Source organism: Paracoccus suum, from assembly GCF_003324675.1.
Classification (GTDB): Bacteria; Pseudomonadota; Alphaproteobacteria; order Rhodobacterales; family Rhodobacteraceae; genus Paracoccus; species Paracoccus suum.
On record NZ_CP030918.1, the window covers coordinates 1,465,975 to 1,484,170 of the forward strand.

The window sequence follows — 18,196 nt, forward strand, 5'->3', positions numbered from 1 at the left end:
AGGATTGAGCAGTCGTATGAAGCTGAGGGCGGATTCCCCGGCGGAGGATGAGGTGCAGGCTGCGCCCGGATTTGATGACTTCGAGCTGAAGCTCGGTGACGTCATGCGCGGCGAGCGGGCCACATTGGGCAAGAGCCTGCTGGATGTGCAGCGCGAGCTGCGCATCCGTGCATCATATATCGCGGCGATCGAGAATTGCGATATTTCGGCCTTTGACGCCCCCAGCTTCATCGCCGGTTACGTGCGCTCGTACGCGCGCTACCTCGGCATGGATTCCGACTGGACCTTTCGGCGGTTCTGCGAGGAATCGGGGTATCAGCCGGTCCACGGCATGGCACCGGCCGCGTCGGGCCCCAAGCCCCAACGCCGCCCGACCGATGTCGCCGAGGCGCTGGCCAACCCGCGCGCCATCTACCTGCCACAGCCCGAATCCTTCTGGTCGCAGATCGAGCCGCGGGCGATAGGCTCGTTGGCCGTGCTGATCGCACTGGTCGGCGGGCTTGCCTATGGCGGCTATGCCGTCCTTCAAGAGGTGCAGAAGGTCAACCTGACTCCGGTCGATCAGGCGCCCGGCGTCGTCGCGGCACTTGATCCTGCGCAAGACGTGACCCTGCCGGCGGGTGGTGAGGGCGAAACCGAACTCGCCGTGAACCTGCCGCGCCCTGAAGTGTCGGACCGGGTCTATCGCCCCCAAGCGCTGGAGGTTCCGGTCCTGACCCGGCGCGAGAGCCCAATCGCTGCCATCGATCCCGGCCTGACCCAGCCCGAAGCCCCCTCCCAGGCGGCGGATCCCGCGGCTGCCCCCGGCCAGCAAGCGGTGGCCAGCGGCCCGCAACTCCCCGAGGGGGGCGCACCGGGCACGGTTGCCGGAACGACACTCGCCGCCGGCGAGGTCCGCACCGTGGCGCCCGACGCTGCGGAGGTTGAAATTCTGGCGGCGCGGCCGGCTTGGGTGCGCGTCACTTCGGCCGATGGCACCGTGATCCTGGAAAAGACTCTGGACGCTGGCGAGCGTTTCGCACTGCCCAAGCTGGAGACGCCGCCGGTTCTGCGCTCGGGCAACTCTGGCGCAATCTATTTCGCAGTCAACGGCCAGACTTTCGGTCCGGCTGCGCCCGGGCCCAATGTTGTGAAGAACATCGAGCTGTCGCCCACTGCGTTGACCACCAAATACGCCGCGGCGGATCTGGCCAAGGACCCCGAACTGGCCTCGATGGTAGCAATCGCCTCGGTCGCGCCCTTGGCGGGTGACGGAACAGCCGCGCCGGATGCTGTCGCCGACTAGGCCGGACCGGTCATCACGTCCGGGGGGCCGGGTGGACGGGCGGGTCGGCACAACCTATCTGTGCCCAAAGCGAATAGCTGCCGCGAGGTGCCGTCATGTCCCTGAACCCGATCCGTCCATGGCGGAACATCGTCCGGCGCAAGTCGCGGCAGATCATGGTCGGGCGGGTTCCGGTAGGCGGGGATGCCCCGATCAGCGTTCAGACCATGACGAACACGGATTCGGGTGACGTGCGCTCCACCTTGGCGCAGGTCATTGCGGCTGCAGATGCAGGGGCCGACATCGTCCGCATTTCTGCCCCTGACGAGGCGGCGACCCGCGCGCTGCGCGAGATCTGCCGCGAAAGCCCCGTGCCGATCGTCGCCGACATTCATTTCCACTACCGCCGCGCCATCGAGGCCGCCGAGGCGGGTGCCGCCTGCCTGCGGATCAACCCTGGCAACATCGGCGATTCTGCTCGGGTGCGCGAGGTGGTGCGGGCTGCCAAGGACCACGGCTGTTCGATGCGCATTGGCGTGAACGCGGGCAGCCTTGAGCGGCATCTGCTGGAAAAATATGGCGAGCCGTGCCCCGACGCGATGGTCGAAAGCGGCATGGACCACATCAAGCTGCTGCAGGACAACGACTTTCACGAATTCAAGATCAGCGTGAAGGCATCAGACGTGTTTCTCGCCGCTGCCGCCTATCAGGCGCTGGGGGAGGTGACGGATGCGCCGATCCACCTCGGCATCACCGAGGCCGGGGGCCTGCGCGGCGGCACGGTGAAATCCGCCGTCGGCATGGGTTCGCTGCTCTGGGCCGGCATCGGCGACACGATCCGCGTCAGCCTGTCGGCCGATCCGGTCGAGGAGGTCAAGGTCGGCTTCGAGATCCTGAAATCGCTGGGGCTGCGCACCCGCGGCGTGCAGATCATCAGCTGCCCCAGCTGTGCGCGCCAAGGCTTTGACGTCATCAAGACGGTCGAGGCGCTGGAGGTGCGGCTGGAACACATCAAGACCCCCATCAGCCTGTCGATCATCGGTTGCGTGGTGAATGGCCCCGGCGAGGCGCTGATGACGGACGTCGGTTTTACCGGGGGCGGGGCGGGCAGCGGCATGGTCTATATGGCCGGCCGGCAGAGCCACAAGATGTCGAACGCGCAGATGATCGACCATATCGTCGAACTGGTCGAGGCACGGGCCGAGCAGTTGTCGACCGCACCCGCCGAGACCGCAGCCGAATAAGCTGGGGGCGCGCGGGGCCGCGGAGTGAGCCGAGCGACGGCCAAACCGGTCGAGGCAAGCAGAGGAAGGGTGAGCCGCCCCCGTCCGAACCGCCGCCGAATGAGCAGCTGTCGAGCAGTCCGCTGAGACGCCAGCCGAGTGAGCCCGTCGCCGCCCTTCTCAGCCCGCCTTGGCACCCTTGCGCACCGCCTCGACAACCGGCTCCAACCCACCATGCGGAACGCCGCGCAGCAGCTCTGGGCCGACGACGAACGTTGGGGTCCCCGCGATCTTCATCTTTTCCGCCAGCTGCAGGTTCGCGCGGATGACGGCTGTGACCGCCTCGGTATTCATCGCGTCGATCACCGGCTTGGGGTCGACCCCGATCTCGGCCGCCAGCTTGCTCAGCGCATCCAGCGTAACATTGCCGCGCATGGTCATCAGCTTGTCATGCGCCTTCTTGTAGGCCTCGTCGCCGGCTGTCTGCTTGACCGCGATCGCAAAGCGGGCGGCCGTGTCGCTATCTTGGCCGAGGATCGGCAAGTCCTTGTAGATGATGCGGATATTGCCGTCGCTCTTGACCAGATCCTCGACCGAGGCGAACACCTGCCGGCAGACGCCGCAGCGGTAGTCGACGAACTCGACCATGGTCAGATCGCCCGACGGGTTGCCACCGACCCAACTATGACCGTCTTCCAGCAACTCGTCTTGGAAGTGCTGCACCAGCAGGCGGTCGTCCTTGGACTCGTCGGCCGCACGGCGCTCCTCCAGCACGTTGATCGATTCGATCAGCACCTCGGGATTGGCCATCAGGTACTCGCGCACCGCCTGACCAAAGGCCTCGCGTTCCTGCTCCGACATGGCGGCCGGATCGAAGGCGGCGGCGGGCAGGGCGGTGGCGGCGGTCAGAAGGACGGCGAGCGCCAGGCGTTTCATCGGAACAATCCTCAGTTTCAGGGGTCGGGGGACAGTGACGCCGACGCCCCGCGATGACAAGCACACGGCTGCGTGAGCGCTTGACCGGCGCGGGCGCGGCTGGGATAGACCGGAAAACGGCAAACTCGGGCAAACGCGGTGTTAAGGGCATTGATCGGGGGATTGGCTGCACTCGCGGCCGTGCTGCTGTTGGCGGCAGCGCCGGCTCGCGCCGCACCGCCGCGTGACACCGCCCCCGTGACCCTGGACGGTGCAGCCTCTTCCGTCATCGCCGAGGGCCGGCCTGGAAAGCCCCGGCCGCTGCTCATCGAGTTGCGCCTGAACCGGTCGGCGCCTTGGCGTGTCGCCTTGCTGGCTGACCCGGTGCGGCTCGTGGTTGACCTGCTTGCCCCCGGATCAGGTGCCGGCGACGCCGAGGTCATTCCGGGCGCGGCCGAAATCGTGCCGGGCCTGCGCTGGGGGCCGGCGGGGCCGGGACGCATGCGCGTGGTCGTGCCGCTGCCGGCGCCGATGGCGGTGACAGCGGCCACCATGACCGACGCCGCGCCGGGCAAGACCGCGCGCCTCGCCGTGCGCCTTGCGCCGGTCGCGGCCGATCTGTTCCAGCCCCAGGGCCATGGCTCGGCGCTGCCGCAATTGTGGGATCTGCCCCAGCCGGCGGCGGTCGCACCGCCCTCGGTCAGGCGACCGGGGCCGCTGCGCGTGACCCTCGATCCCGGTCACGGCGGCCGCGATCCGGGTGCCGTCAGCGGCAACATCACCGAGGCTGCGATGATGCTGCAAGTCGCGCGCGAGGTGCAGGCGGCGTTGCAGCAACGCGGCGTAGAGGTGACCCTGACCCGCCCCGACGACCGCTTCATGCCGCTCGAGCGGCGGATGACAGCGGCACGGGGGGCCGGGGCGGACGCCTTTATCTCGCTGCACGCCGATGCGCTGCCTGCGGGCGCGGCCGCGGGCGCGGCAGTTTTCACCTGGACCCGCGAGGCCGACGACCGGGCCGCACGCGAGTTGGCGGCACGTCACGACCGGGACGATCTGCTAGGCGGCATGGACCTGGCCGGGCAGGACGACGAGGTCACCGGGGTTCTGATGGACATCGCGCAGACCGATACACTGCCGCGCAGCCAGAACCTTGCGCAGTTCGTGCTGAGCGAGTTGGCGCTGGGCCGGATCGCGATCCGCAAGCGGCCGGTCAAGGGCGCGGCTTTCAGCGTGCTGAAATCGCCCGACATTCCCTCGGTCCTGATCGAGACGGGCTTTCTCAGCGATTCCGCCGACCGGGCCAACCTGACCGATCCCGTCTGGCGCGCGGAACTGAGCGGGGCCATCGCCCGCGCCGTCGTCGCCTGGGCCGAGGACGACAAGCTGCGCGATCCGCTGCTGCGGCGCTAGGGCTCAGGCCAGCAAAGACGGGGCCCCAATTGCGCGAAAGGTTGTTTTGACGCGCCCGCCCCCCGCGTTTATAGCGGCCCTATCGCGCTGGGGGCCTGGTCTGTTGTTTCGTTTTGTACTGTCCTTCATCGGGGCGATCTTTTCATGGTTCGTCACCGGCGCCGTATTTCTGGCGCTGATCATCGGCGCGATCTTCTGGATGTTCTCGCGCGACCTGCCCAGTCACGAGCAGTTGGCGCAGTACAGCCCCAAGACCATCAGCCGGATCTATTCGGCCGAGGGCAAGCTGATGGACGAATTCGCCGAGGAACGGCGGATCTTCCAGCCGATCGACGAGATCCCTGATTCAGTCAAGCAGGCCTTCGTCAGCGCCGAGGACAAGAACTTCTACCACCACCACGGCTATGACCCGCGCGGCATGGCGGGGGCCTTTGCGCAGGCCCTGCGGGGCGGCGCGATGCGCGGCGCCTCGACCATCACCCAGCAGGTGATGAAGAACTTCCTGCTGTCGAGCGACCGCAGCATCGAGCGCAAGGTCAAGGAACTGATCCTCGCCACCCGGCTGGAGCGCACGCTGTCCAAGGACCAGATCCTCGAACTGTACCTGAACGAAATTTTCCTCGGCCAGAACAGCTTTGGCGTGGCTGCCGCCTCGCAAAGCTATTTCAACAAGACCCTCGACCAGTTGGCGCCGCACGAGGCGGCGATGCTGGCGGCCATGCCTCAGGCCCCGTCGCGCAGCGTGATCCGCGACCGCGAGCGCATCACCGAACGGCGCAACTACGTGCTGCGCGAGATGTGGCAGAACGGCTATTTGACCCAGGCGACCTACGAGGCCGAGGCCCGCCTGCCGATGCGCACCGTCCAGGCCGGCGATTATCCCGCCTTCCGTGACAGCCTGCCGCCACGCGATTATTTCACCGACGAGATCCGCCGCCAGTTGAGCCAGCAATTCGGCGAAGAGGAATTCTTCAGCGGCGGCCTGCAGATCCGCGCGACGGTCGAGCCCGAGTTGCAGCAGATCGCTGCGGACGCCCTGCGCACGGCGCTCGAGAGCTATGACCGCGGCCTCGGCGTCTGGCGCGGGACCGGCCGGGCCATCGCCGCCGACAAGCTGGGCCGCGAGGAAAGCTGGCGCGGCGCCCTCTATGCGACGCCGGTGCCGCGCGACATTCCCGGTTGGCACCCGGCCGTGGTGCTGGCGCTGAACGACACCGACGCGCGCCTCGGGATCGAGGGGATCGAGGAGGACGCAGACGGCCACTGGCTGCCCGCCAAGGACGTGCAGTGGGCGCGGAAGCGGGGTGCCAACGGCAAGCTGGGGCCGCGCGCCAAGACCGCGAGCGATCTGCTGTCGGTCGGCGACGTGGTCCTGGTGCGCGCCATGACCGAGGACGGCAGCGGCAAGTTCATCCGCTGGACCCTGCGCCAGGTACCGGCGATTCAGGGCGGCTTCATGGCGATGGACGTCAACAGCGGCCGCGTTTACGCGATGCAGGGCGGGTTCAGCTACCAGTCCTCGGTGTTCAATCGCGCGACCCAGGCCCAGCGCCAGCCTGGCAGCTCGTTCAAGCCGTTCGTCTATGCCGCGGCACTCGACAACAACTACACCCCCGCGACCATCGTTGCGGACGAGCCGATCACCGTGAACACGCCCCAGGGCCTGTGGGCGCCCAAGAACTCGGGCGGCGGGTTTTACGGACCCACGCCGCTGCGCACCGGCATCGAGCAATCGCGCAACCTGATGACGATCCGCATCGCGCAGGACATCGGGATGAAGGTCGTCGCGAAATATGCCGAAAAGTTCGGCGTCTACGATCACCTCTCACCGTTCCTCGCCAACGCGCTCGGGGCGCAGGAAACGACGCTGTTCAAGATGGTCGCGGCCTATGCCATGTTTGCCAATGGCGGCGAGCGGGTCGAGCCGACGCTGGTTGACCGCGTGCAGGACCGTCGCGGCCGCACCATCTATCGCCACGACAAACGCGTGTGCCAGACTTGCGATCAGCCGGCGCTGCCGCCCGGCATGGCGCCACAGATCACCTCGGACCGCGAGCGGGTGATGGACGCGGTGACCGCCTACCAGTTGACCTCGATGATGGAGGGTGTGGTCAAGCGCGGCTCGGGCAAGGGCGTCCGCCTTCCGGTTCCTGTTGCCGGCAAGACCGGCACCACCAACGACGCCAAGGACGTATGGTTCATCGGCTATACCAGCAACATGGTTGCGGGCTGCTACCTTGGCTACGACCAGCCGCGCAGCCTGGGCCAGCACGCCTTTGGCGGCACGCTGTGCGTTCCTGTGTTCAACGCCTTCATGAAGAAGGCCATACAGAAATATGGTGGCACCCGATTCCGCGTCCCGCCCGGCGGTCACTTCGTCAAGATCGACCGCCACAGCGGCGCGCGTCTGTCCGACAACGCCACCGGCGACAACGTGATCGCCGAATATTTCCGCAACGGCAGCGATCCCAACTGGTCAGCGCCGGCGCGGATCGTCGATGGCGGATTCCAGCGAACACCCGGGGTGCTACCGGCGCGTGCCGATGGCGACGGCGGCGCGCAACAAATCACTACCTCGACGGGGAAGAAAAAGGTCATCCCCAAGAAGGCCGATTTCGGGACAATCTCCTCGGGTGGCTTGTACTGATCCGCGGCCCGAGAGGGTGGGCGGATCAGCCTCCGCGGCAGGAACTGGCGGCGGACGCGCGAGGATTGCGCCAGGCCCCTCATCCTCTTCATTAGCGCGAAGCGTTGGCGGGTGCCCTCTGCCGGCCACTGCGCCTGTCTTGCCCCGTCCCGCCGCGCGCGTTATCACCCGCCGTCCGTTTTTCCGCCAGCGAAAGCCCCGCCCATGCGCGCCGAGACCGAAGCCACCGTCGATGCCATCGAAAAGTCGCTCAAGCTTCTGGCGCAGCGGATGGACTGGGACACCGCGCCCCACCGTCTGGAAGAGATGAACGCCATGATCGAGGATGGCGATCTGTGGTCCGACCCGGCCCGTGCGCAAAAGCTGATGCGCGAGCGCCAGATGCTGCATGACGCCGTCGAAACCTATCGCCGCATTGGCCAGAACCTGCGCGACAATGTCGAGCTGATCGAGATGGGCGAGGTTGAGGGCGACGCCGAGATCATCACCGAGGCCGAGGCCTCGCTGAAGGCCCTGGCCGCCGAAGCCGCCCAGAAAGAGCTGGAGGCGCTGCTGAACGGCGAGGCCGACGGCAACGACACCTTCCTTGAAATCAACGCCGGCGCCGGCGGCACGGAAAGCTGCGACTGGGCCTCGATGTTGGCGCGCATGTATGTCCGCTGGGCCGAGAAAAAGGGCTACACGGTCGAGTTGCAGTCCGAAACCGCGGGCGACGAAGCCGGCATCCGCAGCGCCTCCTATAAGATCAGCGGCCCGAATGCCTACGGCTGGCTGAAGTCTGAAAGCGGCGTGCACCGGTTGGTCCGCATCAGCCCCTATGACAGTGCAGCGCGCCGCCACACCAGCTTTTCTAGCGTCTGGGTCTATCCGGTTGTCGACGACAATATCGAGATCGTGGTGCCCGACAGTGAGATCAGGATCGATACCTATCGCAGCTCTGGCGCGGGCGGGCAGCACGTCAACACCACCGACTCGGCCGTGCGCATCACCCACCTGCCGACCGGGATCGTCGTGACCAGCAGCATGAAATCGCAGCACCAGAACCGCGAGATCGCGATGAACGCGCTGAAATCGCGGCTCTACCAGCAGGAGCTTGATCGCCGCAACGCCGCCGTCAACGCCCAGCACGAGGCCAAGGGCGATGCCGGCTGGGGCAACCAGATCCGCAGCTACGTGCTGCAGCCCTACCAGATGGTAAAGGACCTGCGCACCTCGGTGGAAACCTCGGACACGCAGGGCGTCTTGGACGGCGACCTTGACGCTTTCATGGCGGCGACACTGGCGCTGGACGTCTCTGGCAAAAGCCGGGCCGAGGCCAACGCCGAGGACTGACGCTGGCGCTAGCTGCGTCGCCGCGGACCTTGGCGCGGCGGGAAGAGCCGTTGCCAGGCAGCATTCACGACCGCCTCTGCCGCCCAGCCGACCATCGCCCCCGCCACCACGTCGACTGGGTGATGCGCACCGCGCGGTACCTGGATTGCACCGATTCCGACTGCCGCCGCGCTCAGCAGCGGGGCGTTTTCCGGGCTGACCCGTGACAATGCGCACGCCGCCGCGACAGCGTTGGCAGTATGTCCTGACGGAAAGCTATTCCACGGCCCGTCATTTGGCCCGTTCAGGCCGGTCTCGTAATGTCCACGCTCCATCAGCACGAAGGGCCGGGTGCGGACAATGAACGCCTTGAGAACAGCCTTGCTTGCGGTCGCAACGCCAAGGGAGGCGAGGCAGCGAAAGCCAGCCTCGGCCAGCCGCGGGCGACCGGCCAGAACGCCGCCGACGGCCGCGAGACCGGCAAGCGTGAAGGCCGGCGGCTGGTCGCTGATCTCGCTGAGAAACCCGAGGCCCTTGATCAGAGGAGTTTCGCGATATTCGCCGGCCGTGACCGAGGCCGCGACATCGGCGGCATGGACGCGCTCGACAATGCCGGCGTCGTCGTCGGTCTCCGTCACCTCCTCGACGGCAGCCTCCACCTTTTGCTGGCTCGCCTTGGGTGGCAGCTTTTCCTCATCGCTCATCGGCGGACCCCCTCGTGCTGTCAGGGAACGCCGGGCAACGGGCTGGGTTCACCGCGACAGCTGCAGAATGTCCAGCGTCGATTCCACCATCGGCAGCGGGAAAAGGATGCGAGCGCTGCCGCCGCCTGTGACTTCGACAACTCCGGGCGCGGCGAGGATCTGCGGGGAGGCGGCCGGGTCGATCTCGGCCGGCAGAGCGCCATATTCCGGCGGGGTGTCGCCAGCGATATAGCCGACGCCAGCCAGCAACAACGCGCCATCCGGGCCACGCTGCACCAGTCCGCGCACACGCTGCGAGCCGGTCAGTTTCTCGAACATGACGCCGTCTTCCGCCGGCGTGCCCCGGCATTTGAACGGCGGGTAGGCGACAAGTCCCAGATCGCCGCCCAGCTTGAAGGTCCGGCAGGTCCAGTCGCCGGCCAGTGCCTCGGCGCCGGAGTTATCGGCCGGACCGCGCAATGCCTCGACCAGATCGGCCACATCGGCTGGCGCCCCCTTGGCGAACGCCTCGCGCAGGGCTTGGCCCGATGCGGCATCCAGCTGTTCCAGCCTGCGCAGGTCGTCGGCGCGCCAGGTGACCTCTGCGGCATGGACGGGCAAGGCGCCCAGCAGCGCGGCAGCAAGGGGCATCAATTTCATGTCTCGTCCTTCGCATTATCGCCGGCAGAGGGCGTAGCATGGGCGCGCAGCAACTCCATCGGCAGAATGTCCAGCGCCCTTGCGTGTGTCGCCTCCAGCACCACCTGGGGCGCGGCGAATTCCTGCGCGGCCTGCAGGAAGCGCGAGGCGCACAGGCACCAACGGTCCCCCGGCTGCAGTCCCTCGAAGCCGAAACCGGGCTGCGGGGTGCTGAGATCATTGCCCAGATAGCGCGAGACGGCCAGGAACTCGGCCGTGACGGTCACGCAAACCGTATGGCTGCCGTGATCGCCGGTGCCGGTGTCGCAGCAGCCGTTGCGGTAAAATCCCGTCAGCGGCCGGTTCGAGCAGGGCTGCAGCTGGCCGCCGAGCACATTGATTGAGGGTTCGATCATGCGGCCTCCTCGATTGGCTGCCGGCGAACCCAGCGCCCGTGAAAATCAACCCGCGCCAAGTGCCATTGGCGGACCGCGCCATCCCAGAGGCGCAGCCGCAGCGCTGCGCCATCCGGCTGACCATCGGCCTCCATCGACAGATGCGCCAGCGGCGTGTCCGGACCCGCCGACAGGCCGGCAGTTTCCAGCGCAGCAAGGGCGCGATCGCGCGTGGCCGGGGCGAAATATTGCCAGGCAATGGAATGCTGAACGAGGCGAAGAGCGCCTGGTTCTGCTGGCACGGCCAGTTGGTCCTGCAGCCACTGACCGGCATCGGCCTGCGCGATCTGGGGCGGGCGGGCGCGCGCCTCGTCCGCGGCCGCGCGCAGGCGCGCCATCCGCTCTGGCTGATCCGCCCAGCAGTAGGCCAGCAGGTTCTCGGGATCGCGCACCGGGTTAAGGTCGACCCCGGCGGCGCTGACCACCTCGATGGGTTGCGGCGGTGGCGCATCGCCCTGCCATTCCGGGCGCAACACGACCGGTGCGTCTGGCGGGCCATAGGCTGCGGCGCTGCCGACCGGCGCCACGCGAAACCGGGGCCAGCCGAGGTTCAGGCCGGCACTCGCGCCAAGCTCCATGATCGCCAGCCGCAGCGGCCGGTCCAATTGCCCCAACGCGAAATGCGCGGCGGGCACGAGGGCGCCGCTGCGCGCGACTTCGTTGGTCTGCGGCGGGCTGTCCAGCATCTTTAACAGCGCGGCTTCGTGGTCGCGCAGCGCCGCCCGCAGGGTCCCCCATTGCACGGCCCCGGTGGCGTACTCGGCGGCAAGGTCGGGGGCGGCCCCGTCCAGCACCAGCCGGTGCAGCCCGCCGGCCAGGCGCAGGGGCAAGGCGGTCGCGGTGCCGCGCGGATCGCCGGGCCAGTCCAGCACACGCTGAGCCACCGCCCCGTCGGCCGGGGCCAGATGCTCTGCCATCAGGTCACACACCGCCGCTGTCAGCGGCGAGCCGAGCTTGCGGCAGGCCTGCGCCTGCTCGGCAAAGGCCTCGCGCGGGGTCACCGGAAACGCTCGCGCAGCGCCTGCAGCGGATCGACCGGGGCAGGGGTATCCGGCGTTGCGGCCGGAACAGGTCGCGGCGCTGCGTGCCGGGGTTGGCCCTCCGGGAGCGCGTCCCGCGGCCCGGCGTTTCGCGCTGGCTTCAACCGCGCAGCGACGGCGGTCTGGAACCGCGCCGGATCGTCCTGCGCTAACCAGCCGACTTCGCGCGCGATCGCATCGAGCAGCGGCTCCAGCCAGTCCCCCTCCGCCTTGGCGAAGTCCGACAGCACATGGCCGGTCACCCGCGCCTTGTCCCCCGGATGGCCGATGCCCAGCCGGACCCGGCCGTACCCCTCGCCGATATGCTGGTGGATCGAGCGTAGGCCGTTGTGGCCGGCATGGCCGCCGCCGAACTTGACCCGCATCTGCCCGGGCGCGAGGTCCAACTCGTCATGGAACACGGTCACGTCGGCGGGCTGCAGCTTGAGATAGCGCATCGCCTCGCCGACCGACTGGCCGGAGAGATTCATGAAGGTCTGCGGCTTGAGCAGCGCGACGCGCGCATCGCCCACCCGACCCTCGGCCAGCTGCCCCTGAAAGCGCGGCCGCCAGGCGGGCAGGGAGTGGTGGGACGCAATCTCGTCCAGCGCCATGAACCCGATGTTGTGACGTTGCCGGGCATAGGTCGCGCCAGGGTTTCCAAGGCCAACGATCAATCGCATCTCGAACCTTCCGCAATGCCGCGCCACCGGGATAGCCTGCCGCGCCGCAGTGTCAAATCGCCCGGCCGGATGGGACAAATTCGATCCATCCTTGCGGCGGGGCAGTGGCGTTACTAAGACTCTGGCAAGATTTTCCGGTTAAGGGTGGGCCGTCGGTCCGCGCCGCAGATCGGCGACGTTTGACAGGGGCCAAGGACAGGCATGACGACTCCGGCAGAATACTACATGAACAACCTGGTCCCCATGGTCGTCGAACAGACCAGCCGGGGCGAGCGCGCCTATGATATTTTCTCGCGCCTGCTGAAGGAGCGGATCATCTTTCTCGCCGGTCCGGTACATGACGGCATGGCGACGCTGATCTGTGCCCAACTGCTGTTTCTTGAGGCGGAAAACCCGTCCAAGGACATCAGCATGTATATCAACAGCCCCGGCGGTGTGGTGACGGCGGGCCTGTCGATCTATGACACGATGCAATACATCCGGCCGCGCATCTCGACCCTGGTGGTCGGGCAGGCCGCGTCGATGGGCACCCTGCTGCTGACCGCCGGCGAAAAAGGCATGCGCTACGCACTGCCCAACAGCCGGATCATGGTCCACCAGCCCTCGGGCGGATTCCAAGGCACGGCGCAGGACATTCTGATCCACGCGCAGGAGACGGAAAAGCTGAAGCGGCGCCTGAACGAGATCTATGGCCAGCACACCGGCCGCACCCTCGACGAGATCGAGCAGGCGCTGGACCGCGACCGCTTCATGTCCCCGGAGGAAGCTAAGGAGTTCGGCCTGATCGACGAAATCCTGGCCGCCCGCGGCAAGGCCGAGCCTGACGCGAAGTAACTAATATTGTAGGCGTGCCGCCAGCGGCGGCTGCCTTTGCGGGTTGTGGCCTCGCTAGGCCAACCTTAAACTAGACCGACCGGCCGTACGAGACAGCCCGGCCCGGACTGCAGCGGATGGGGCGATCCCCCTCGGCCGAGCGGAAGGAACAAACGATGGCCAGCAATTCCGGCAGTGACAGCAAGAACACGCTCTATTGCAGCTTTTGCGGCAAGAGCCAGCATGAGGTTCGAAAGCTGATCGCGGGCCCGACCGTATTCATCTGCGATGAATGCGTCGAGTTGTGCATGGACATCATTCGCGAGGAAACCAAGTCCTCCGGTCTCAAGTCGGGCGAAGGCGTGCCCACGCCGCGCGAGATCTGCGGTGTTCTGGACGATTATGTCATCGGCCAGGAACATGCCAAGCGCGTGCTCTCGGTGGCCGTCCATAACCACTACAAGCGCCTGAACCACGGCAGCAAATCCGACATCGAGCTGGCCAAGTCGAACATCCTGCTGATCGGCCCGACCGGCTGCGGCAAGACGCTGCTGGCGCAGACGCTGGCGCGCATCCTCGACGTGCCCTTCACCATGGCCGACGCCACCACCCTGACCGAGGCGGGCTACGTCGGCGAGGATGTCGAGAACATCATCCTCAAGCTGCTGCAATCGAGCGAATACAATGTCGAGCGCGCGCAGCGCGGCATCGTCTATATCGACGAGGTCGACAAGATCACCCGCAAGTCGGACAACCCGTCGATAACCCGCGACGTGTCGGGCGAGGGCGTACAGCAGGCGCTACTGAAGATCATGGAGGGGACCGTTGCCAGCGTCCCACCCCAGGGCGGCCGCAAGCATCCCCAGCAAGAGTTCCTGCAGGTCGACACGACCAATATCCTGTTCATTTGCGGTGGCGCCTTTGCCGGGCTGGAGCGGATCATCGCCCAGCGCAACAAGGGCACGGCGATGGGCTTTGGCGCCTCGGTCAAGGAGAACGACGATCGCGGCGTGGGTGAGCAGTTCAAGGAACTCGAACCCGAGGACCTGCTGAAATTCGGCCTGATCCCTGAGTTCGTCGGCCGCCTGCCGGTCATCGCAACCCTGACCGACCTGGACGAGCCCGCCCTGATCACCATCCTGACCGAGCCCAAGAATGCCTTGGTCAAGCAGTATCAGCGCCTGTTCGACCTCGAGGACGTCAAGCTGACCTTCACCGACGACGCCCTGCGCGCCATCGCGCGTCGCGCGATCAAGCGCAAGACCGGCGCCCGGGGCCTGCGCTCGATCATGGAGGACATCCTGCTGGAGACCATGTTCGAGCTTCCGGGCCTCGACAGCGTCGACGAGGTGGTTGTCAATGAGGAGGCCGTGGACAACGCTTCTGGCAAGCCGCTGTTGATCCACGCCGACAGCAAGCGAGAAGCCTCCGCCGGCTGATCGCATACAAGCATGACAAAAAAGCCGCGCCTTGGGGCGCGGCTTTTTTGTGTGCGAGCGGAAACCTGCGACGGCGGCGTTGATCAGGGAATGGCGACGGCCCGCTCACTGTACTTCGGGGCCGGAGGCCGCTCGTCCGTCAAAGCAGGGAGTTCCTTCGGCGCTCCATAAGGTGCAGCCCGATCTTTGCCGCCGCGGCAGCTGGTTCTTCATCGGATTGAACAAGCTGGCGGCGCGTCCACCACGTGGGGGGCCGCTGTTCCAAACCGTGATCAGCGTTGCGGCGCTCAGCTACTTTCGAGATGTCATGGCGCTCTCGTTCGCCCCCGCCTAAAGCCCCAGCTTGCGCGTCACCATCTCCGTCACCGCAGCCGGGTTGGCCTTGCCGCCCGTCGCCTTCAGCACCTGCCCGGTGAACCAGCCGGCCAGTTTGGGATTCGCCTTGGCCTTTTCGACCTGAGCCGGGTTGGCGGCAATGATCTCGTCCACGGCTGCCTCGATGGCACCCAGGTCGGTGACCTGCTTCATGCCGCGCGCTGCCGCGACCTCGGCTGGATCGCCGCCCTCGGTCCACAGGATCTCGAACAGGTCCTTGGCCATCTTGCCGGAAATCTCGCCCGAGGCGATCAGATCTACCACGCCGCCCAACTGTGACGCGCTGACCGGCGAGGTCTCGATCGTCAGGCCTTCCTTGTTGAGCCGGCCGAACAGCTCATTGATGACCCAGTTCGCGGCCTGCTTGCCGTCGCGTCCAGCAGCCACCGCCTCGAAGAAATCGGCGCTCTCGACCTCGGCGGTCAGCACGCCCGCATCATATTCCGACAGGCCCAGGGCGGCGACAAAGCGCGCCTTCTTCTCGTCCGGCAGTTCGGGCATCCCGGTCTGGATGTCATCCACCCAGGATTGCTCGATCTCCAGCGGCAGCAGGTCGGGGTCGGGGAAGTAGCGATAGTCGTGCGCCTCTTCCTTGGACCGCATCGAGCGCGTCTCGCCCCGGTCGGGATCGTAGAGGCGGGTTTCCTGCACGACACTGCCGCCATCCTCAAGGATGGCGATCTGCCGGCGGGCCTCGAAGTCGATGGCCGCCTGGATGAACCGCAGCGAGTTCATGTTCTTGATCTCGCAGCGCGTGCCGAGATGCGAGAAATCCTGGGTTTCCTGGTATTTTTCATAGGCGCCGGGCCGGCAGACCGACACGTTTACGTCGGCGCGCAAGTTGCCGTTCTGCATGTTGCCGTCGCAGGTCCCGAGGTAGCGCATGATCTGGCGCAGCTTCGCAACATAGGCGGCGGCTTCCTCAGGGCCGCGGATGTCGGGGCGGGACACGATCTCCATCAGGGCGACGCCGGTGCGGTTCAGGTCCACGAAACTGAGGGCCGGGTCCATGTCATGGATCGACTTTCCGGCGTCCTGCTCCAGGTGGATGCGCTCGATCCGCACACGCCGCGCGGTGCCGGGACCCATGTCCACGATCACCTCGCCCTCGCCGACGATGGGGTGGTACAGTTGGCTGATCTGGTAGCCTTGCGGCAGGTCCGGATAGAAATAGTTCTTGCGGTCAAAGGCGCTGCGCAGGTTGATCGCGGCCCGCAGGCCGAGGCCGGTGCGCACGGCCTGTGCGACGCAGAACTCGTTTACGACGGGCAGCATCCCTGGCATCGCGGCATCGACGAAGGCGACATTGCTGTTCGGTTCGGCCCCAAAGGTGGTCGAGGCGCCCGAGAACAGCTTGGCGTTGCTCGCGACTTGGGCATGAACCTCGAGGCCGATCACCAGTTCCCATTCGCCCGTGGCACCGTGGAGGACCTTGGGCGCGGGCGGGGTGAATTCGAGATGATCGAGCATCGGCGGACTTTCCTTCGGCGAACCGGCACGGTGTAGGGCAGGGGCGGGCGCCGGGCAAGGCTGGCGGCTTTTCGCCGAGGGAAATTGCGCCCCGTTTCAGATCGGAACCCTTGCCGCTAAGCGGGTGCCAACGAGAAACAACGCTGGACAGTGATATGTCGAATCCTCGCCGACTGCGCCATGCGGCGCTTGCACTTGCTTTGATGATGCCGGTGGCGCTGGGCGCAACTGGCGCGATGGCGGCAAACGGCGAGGATTCGACCACGGCCATGACGCGGCAGGCAGCCGAGCGCGCAGCTGCGCAAAAGGCGGCCGCCGCCCCGGCGGTGCAACAGCAACGTCTGGCGCTGCGGCAGGCACCGGCTGGGACCAAAGCTCAGCCCGCTGCCACGGGCCGCGCGCCCAGCATGCGCTGGGGTAGCCGGCGCGGGTCGGACGCCTGGACCAGCGAGTTGCTGGCGGCACTCGAATCGCATGGCGGGCGCCTTGTGCAAGTCGTGCCGGCCGATGTCTCGGCCTACTGCCCCAGCTACGTCACCGCAGGCGTCGAGCAGCGCAAGGCATTCTGGGCTGGCCTCGTCAGTTCGATCGCCAAGCACGAGAGCACCTGGAACCCGGGTGCCCGCGGCGGCGGCGGCAAGTGGCTCGGCCTGATGCAGATCGCGCCCTCGACTTGGCGTGCCTACGGCTGCGATGGCCAGATCCTGGACGGGGGCGACAACCTGTCCTGCGCCGTGCGAATCATGGCCAAGCAGGTCGGTCGCGACGGTGTGATCGCTGGCGGCGGCGCGCGTGGTGTTGGCCGTGACTGGGCGCCGATGCGCTCGGGCTCAAAGCGGGCCGACATCGCCGGTTGGACGCGCCAGCAGAGTTATTGCAACGGCTAAGCCTGGCAGGATGACGTGACCTCGGCCTTTGTCTCGGGGTTTCTGACGTCGCTGTCCCTTATCCTCGCGATCGGGGCGCAAAACGCCTTTGTCCTGCGCCAGGGGCTGATGCGTCAGCACGTGTTCGCGGTCAGCGCGTTCTGCGCCATCTCCGATGCGATCCTCATCACACTGGGCGTCGCCGGCGCGGGCCGACTGATTGCCGCTGCGCCCGGCCTCATTTCCGCCATGCGCTGGGGCGGGGCGGCCTTCCTGATCTGGTATGGCGCGCGCAGCATGTTGTCAGCCTGGCGTGGCGGCCAGTCGCTACAGGCGATGGGTACGAACCCGCCCGCGCTGTGGCCGACGCTCGGCACGATCGCCGCGCTGACTTGGCTGAACCCGCATGTCTATCTGGATACCGTGATGCTGCTGGGTGCGATCTCGGCCAGGCACCCGCCGCCGCAGGCATTTGCTGCGGGTGCGATCCTCGCCTCGGGCGTGTTCTTCATGTCGCTGGGATATGGCGCGCGGCTGCTCGCGCCAGTATTCGCGCGACCGCGGTCCTGGCAGGTCCTAGACCTGCTGGTCGGGTTGGTGATGTGGGCGATTGCGGCGACGCTGATCGCCGGTTGACAGGCGGCGTCAGAACAACTCGCACATCAGGGCGATGATCTGCGCGGCGCGCGGATCGGCCACCGAATAGACGCGTGCCTTGCCATCGCGCCGGCAGCTGACGATCCCCTCGGCACGCAGGCGGGCGAGCTGCTGGCTGACCGCGGCCTGCCGCTCGTTCAGCAGATGCTCCAGTTGGTTCACTGACTTCTCGCCCTCGGAGAGGTGGCACAGGATCATCATCCTGCCTTCATGGGCGAGGGCCTTGAGCAGTCCCGCTGCCTCGGCGGCACGCGCGGCCATGTTGGCCGCCTCCTGGACATGCGGGGCGGGCGCCTTGATCGGCTGAGTGTCCAGTGGCAGCAT

General features: G+C 66.9%; 17 protein-coding genes. 9 read left to right on the top strand and 8 right to left on the bottom strand.

Translation table 11 applies throughout. The features are described from left to right. Positions 1–16 precede the first annotated feature (16 nt). Both DRW48_RS07170 and ispG read left to right on the top strand, forming a co-directional pair. Positions 17–1,285: a helix-turn-helix domain-containing protein gene (locus DRW48_RS07170; RefSeq protein ID WP_114075812.1), complete on the top strand. Its 1,269-nt coding sequence runs from the start codon at positions 17–19 to the stop codon at positions 1,283–1,285. 95 nt (positions 1,286–1,380) lie between these two features. After that, complete coding sequence (ispG, locus tag DRW48_RS07175) at positions 1,381–2,508, top strand: flavodoxin-dependent (E)-4-hydroxy-3-methylbut-2-enyl-diphosphate synthase (RefSeq protein WP_114075813.1); 1,128 nt, start codon at positions 1,381–1,383, stop codon at positions 2,506–2,508. 159 nt (positions 2,509–2,667) lie between these two features. On the opposite strand, the gene DRW48_RS07180 is transcribed toward ispG, so the two are convergent. After that, complete coding sequence (locus tag DRW48_RS07180) at positions 2,668–3,423, bottom strand: DsbA family protein (RefSeq protein WP_114075814.1); 756 nt, start codon at positions 3,421–3,423, stop codon at positions 2,668–2,670. A 162-nt stretch (positions 3,424–3,585) separates the two neighbouring features. Between DRW48_RS07180 and DRW48_RS07185 the strand changes: the two genes are divergently transcribed. The 3 genes from DRW48_RS07185 to prfB all read left to right on the top strand — a co-directional run bounded on the left by DRW48_RS07185 (position 3,586) and on the right by prfB (position 8,794). Beyond that, a complete protein-coding gene (locus DRW48_RS07185; RefSeq protein WP_241963408.1) occupies positions 3,586–4,815 on the top strand; it encodes an N-acetylmuramoyl-L-alanine amidase family protein in 1,230 nt (409 codons plus the stop codon). A gap of 103 nt (positions 4,816–4,918) precedes the next feature. Further along, positions 4,919–7,462: a penicillin-binding protein 1A gene (locus DRW48_RS07190; protein ID WP_114075816.1), complete on the top strand. Its 2,544-nt coding sequence runs from the start codon at positions 4,919–4,921 to the stop codon at positions 7,460–7,462. 204 nt (positions 7,463–7,666) lie between these two features. Beyond that, the gene (gene prfB / locus DRW48_RS07195) at positions 7,667–8,794 is read left to right on the top strand and encodes a peptide chain release factor 2 (protein ID WP_114075817.1); all 1,128 of its coding nucleotides are present in this window, start codon (positions 7,667–7,669) and stop codon (positions 8,792–8,794) included. Between the two features lie 8 nt (positions 8,795–8,802). On the opposite strand, the gene DRW48_RS07200 is transcribed toward prfB, so the two are convergent. The 5 genes from DRW48_RS07200 to pth are packed head-to-tail and all read right to left on the bottom strand — an operon-like array spanning position 8,803 to position 12,252. After that, the gene (locus DRW48_RS07200; RefSeq protein ID WP_114075818.1) at positions 8,803–9,477 is read right to left on the bottom strand and encodes a phosphatase PAP2 family protein; all 675 of its coding nucleotides are present in this window, start codon (positions 9,475–9,477) and stop codon (positions 8,803–8,805) included. 48 nt (positions 9,478–9,525) lie between these two features. Continuing rightward, entirely contained in the window at positions 9,526–10,116 is a 591-nt protein-coding gene (locus DRW48_RS07205) for a DUF4893 domain-containing protein (RefSeq protein ID WP_114075819.1), read from the bottom strand. Further along, positions 10,113–10,511, bottom strand: coding sequence for a DUF2237 family protein (locus tag DRW48_RS07210; protein WP_114075820.1), 399 nt, complete (start codon positions 10,509–10,511; stop codon positions 10,113–10,115). The genes DRW48_RS07205 and DRW48_RS07210 overlap by 4 nt, the downstream gene beginning before the upstream one ends. Further along, positions 10,508–11,551 carry a DUF2332 domain-containing protein gene (locus DRW48_RS07215; RefSeq protein ID WP_114075821.1) on the bottom strand — a complete coding sequence of 348 codons (1,044 nt, stop codon included), beginning with the start codon at positions 11,549–11,551 and terminating at the stop codon, positions 10,508–10,510. Before DRW48_RS07215 ends, DRW48_RS07210 begins: the two co-directional genes overlap by 4 nt. Next, the gene (pth, locus tag DRW48_RS07220; RefSeq protein WP_114075822.1) at positions 11,548–12,252 is read right to left on the bottom strand and encodes an aminoacyl-tRNA hydrolase; all 705 of its coding nucleotides are present in this window, start codon (positions 12,250–12,252) and stop codon (positions 11,548–11,550) included. Before pth ends, DRW48_RS07215 begins: the two co-directional genes overlap by 4 nt. 201 nt (positions 12,253–12,453) lie before the next feature. On the opposite strand from pth, the gene DRW48_RS07225 reads away from it, so the two are divergent. Together DRW48_RS07225 and clpX are read left to right on the top strand one after the other, a co-directional pair. Beyond that, on the top strand, positions 12,454–13,086 hold the full coding sequence (locus tag DRW48_RS07225) for an ATP-dependent Clp protease proteolytic subunit (protein ID WP_114075823.1): 633 nt from the start codon (positions 12,454–12,456) through the stop codon (positions 13,084–13,086). A 155-nt stretch (positions 13,087–13,241) separates the two neighbouring features. Further along, positions 13,242–14,504: an ATP-dependent Clp protease ATP-binding subunit ClpX gene (clpX, locus tag DRW48_RS07230; RefSeq protein ID WP_114075824.1), complete on the top strand. Its 1,263-nt coding sequence runs from the start codon at positions 13,242–13,244 to the stop codon at positions 14,502–14,504. A gap of 330 nt (positions 14,505–14,834) precedes the next feature. On the opposite strand, the gene gatB is transcribed toward clpX, so the two are convergent. Then, positions 14,835–16,349, bottom strand: a complete 1,515-nt coding sequence (gene gatB / locus DRW48_RS07235) for an Asp-tRNA(Asn)/Glu-tRNA(Gln) amidotransferase subunit GatB (protein ID WP_114075825.1) — start codon at positions 16,347–16,349, stop codon at positions 14,835–14,837. Positions 16,350–16,504: 155 nt separating this feature from the next. On the opposite strand from gatB, the gene DRW48_RS07240 reads away from it, so the two are divergent. Both DRW48_RS07240 and DRW48_RS07245 read left to right on the top strand, forming a co-directional pair. After that, positions 16,505–17,236 carry a lytic transglycosylase domain-containing protein gene (locus DRW48_RS07240; protein ID WP_241963409.1) on the top strand — a complete coding sequence of 244 codons (732 nt, stop codon included), beginning with the start codon at positions 16,505–16,507 and terminating at the stop codon, positions 17,234–17,236. Between the two features lie 15 nt (positions 17,237–17,251). Then, positions 17,252–17,851 (top strand): LysE/ArgO family amino acid transporter, encoded by a 600-nt coding sequence (locus DRW48_RS07245; RefSeq protein ID WP_114075826.1) that lies wholly within the window; start codon positions 17,252–17,254, stop codon positions 17,849–17,851. A 9-nt stretch (positions 17,852–17,860) separates the two neighbouring features. Here the strand turns inward: DRW48_RS07245 and DRW48_RS07250 are convergent, their stop codons facing one another. After that, positions 17,861–18,196, bottom strand: coding sequence for an ArsR/SmtB family transcription factor (locus DRW48_RS07250; RefSeq protein WP_114075827.1), 336 nt, complete (start codon positions 18,194–18,196; stop codon positions 17,861–17,863).

Bases quoted from the DNA above. Each gene is read 5' to 3' on its own strand.
- DRW48_RS07170 (WP_114075812.1), top strand. From the start codon at position 17: ATGAAGCTGAGGGCGGATTCCCCGGCGGAGGATGAGGTGCAGGCTGCG.
- ispG (WP_114075813.1), top strand. From the start codon at position 1,381: ATGTCCCTGAACCCGATCCGTCCATGGCGGAACATCGTCCGGCGCAAG.
- DRW48_RS07180 (WP_114075814.1), bottom strand. From the start codon at position 3,423: ATGAAACGCCTGGCGCTCGCCGTCCTTCTGACCGCCGCCACCGCCCTG.
- prfB (WP_114075817.1), top strand. From the start codon at position 7,667: ATGCGCGCCGAGACCGAAGCCACCGTCGATGCCATCGAAAAGTCGCTC.
- DRW48_RS07200 (WP_114075818.1), bottom strand. From the start codon at position 9,477: ATGAGCGATGAGGAAAAGCTGCCACCCAAGGCGAGCCAGCAAAAGGTG.
- DRW48_RS07205 (WP_114075819.1), bottom strand. From the start codon at position 10,116: ATGAAATTGATGCCCCTTGCTGCCGCGCTGCTGGGCGCCTTGCCCGTC.
- DRW48_RS07210 (WP_114075820.1), bottom strand. From the start codon at position 10,511: ATGATCGAACCCTCAATCAATGTGCTCGGCGGCCAGCTGCAGCCCTGC.
- pth (WP_114075822.1), bottom strand. From the start codon at position 12,252: ATGCGATTGATCGTTGGCCTTGGAAACCCTGGCGCGACCTATGCCCGG.
- DRW48_RS07225 (WP_114075823.1), top strand. From the start codon at position 12,454: ATGACGACTCCGGCAGAATACTACATGAACAACCTGGTCCCCATGGTC.
- clpX (WP_114075824.1), top strand. From the start codon at position 13,242: ATGGCCAGCAATTCCGGCAGTGACAGCAAGAACACGCTCTATTGCAGC.
- gatB (WP_114075825.1), bottom strand. From the start codon at position 16,349: ATGCTCGATCATCTCGAATTCACCCCGCCCGCGCCCAAGGTCCTCCAC.
- DRW48_RS07240 (WP_241963409.1), top strand. From the start codon at position 16,505: ATGTCGAATCCTCGCCGACTGCGCCATGCGGCGCTTGCACTTGCTTTG.
- DRW48_RS07250 (WP_114075827.1), bottom strand. From the start codon at position 18,196: ATGCTGCCACTGGACACTCAGCCGATCAAGGCGCCCGCCCCGCATGTC.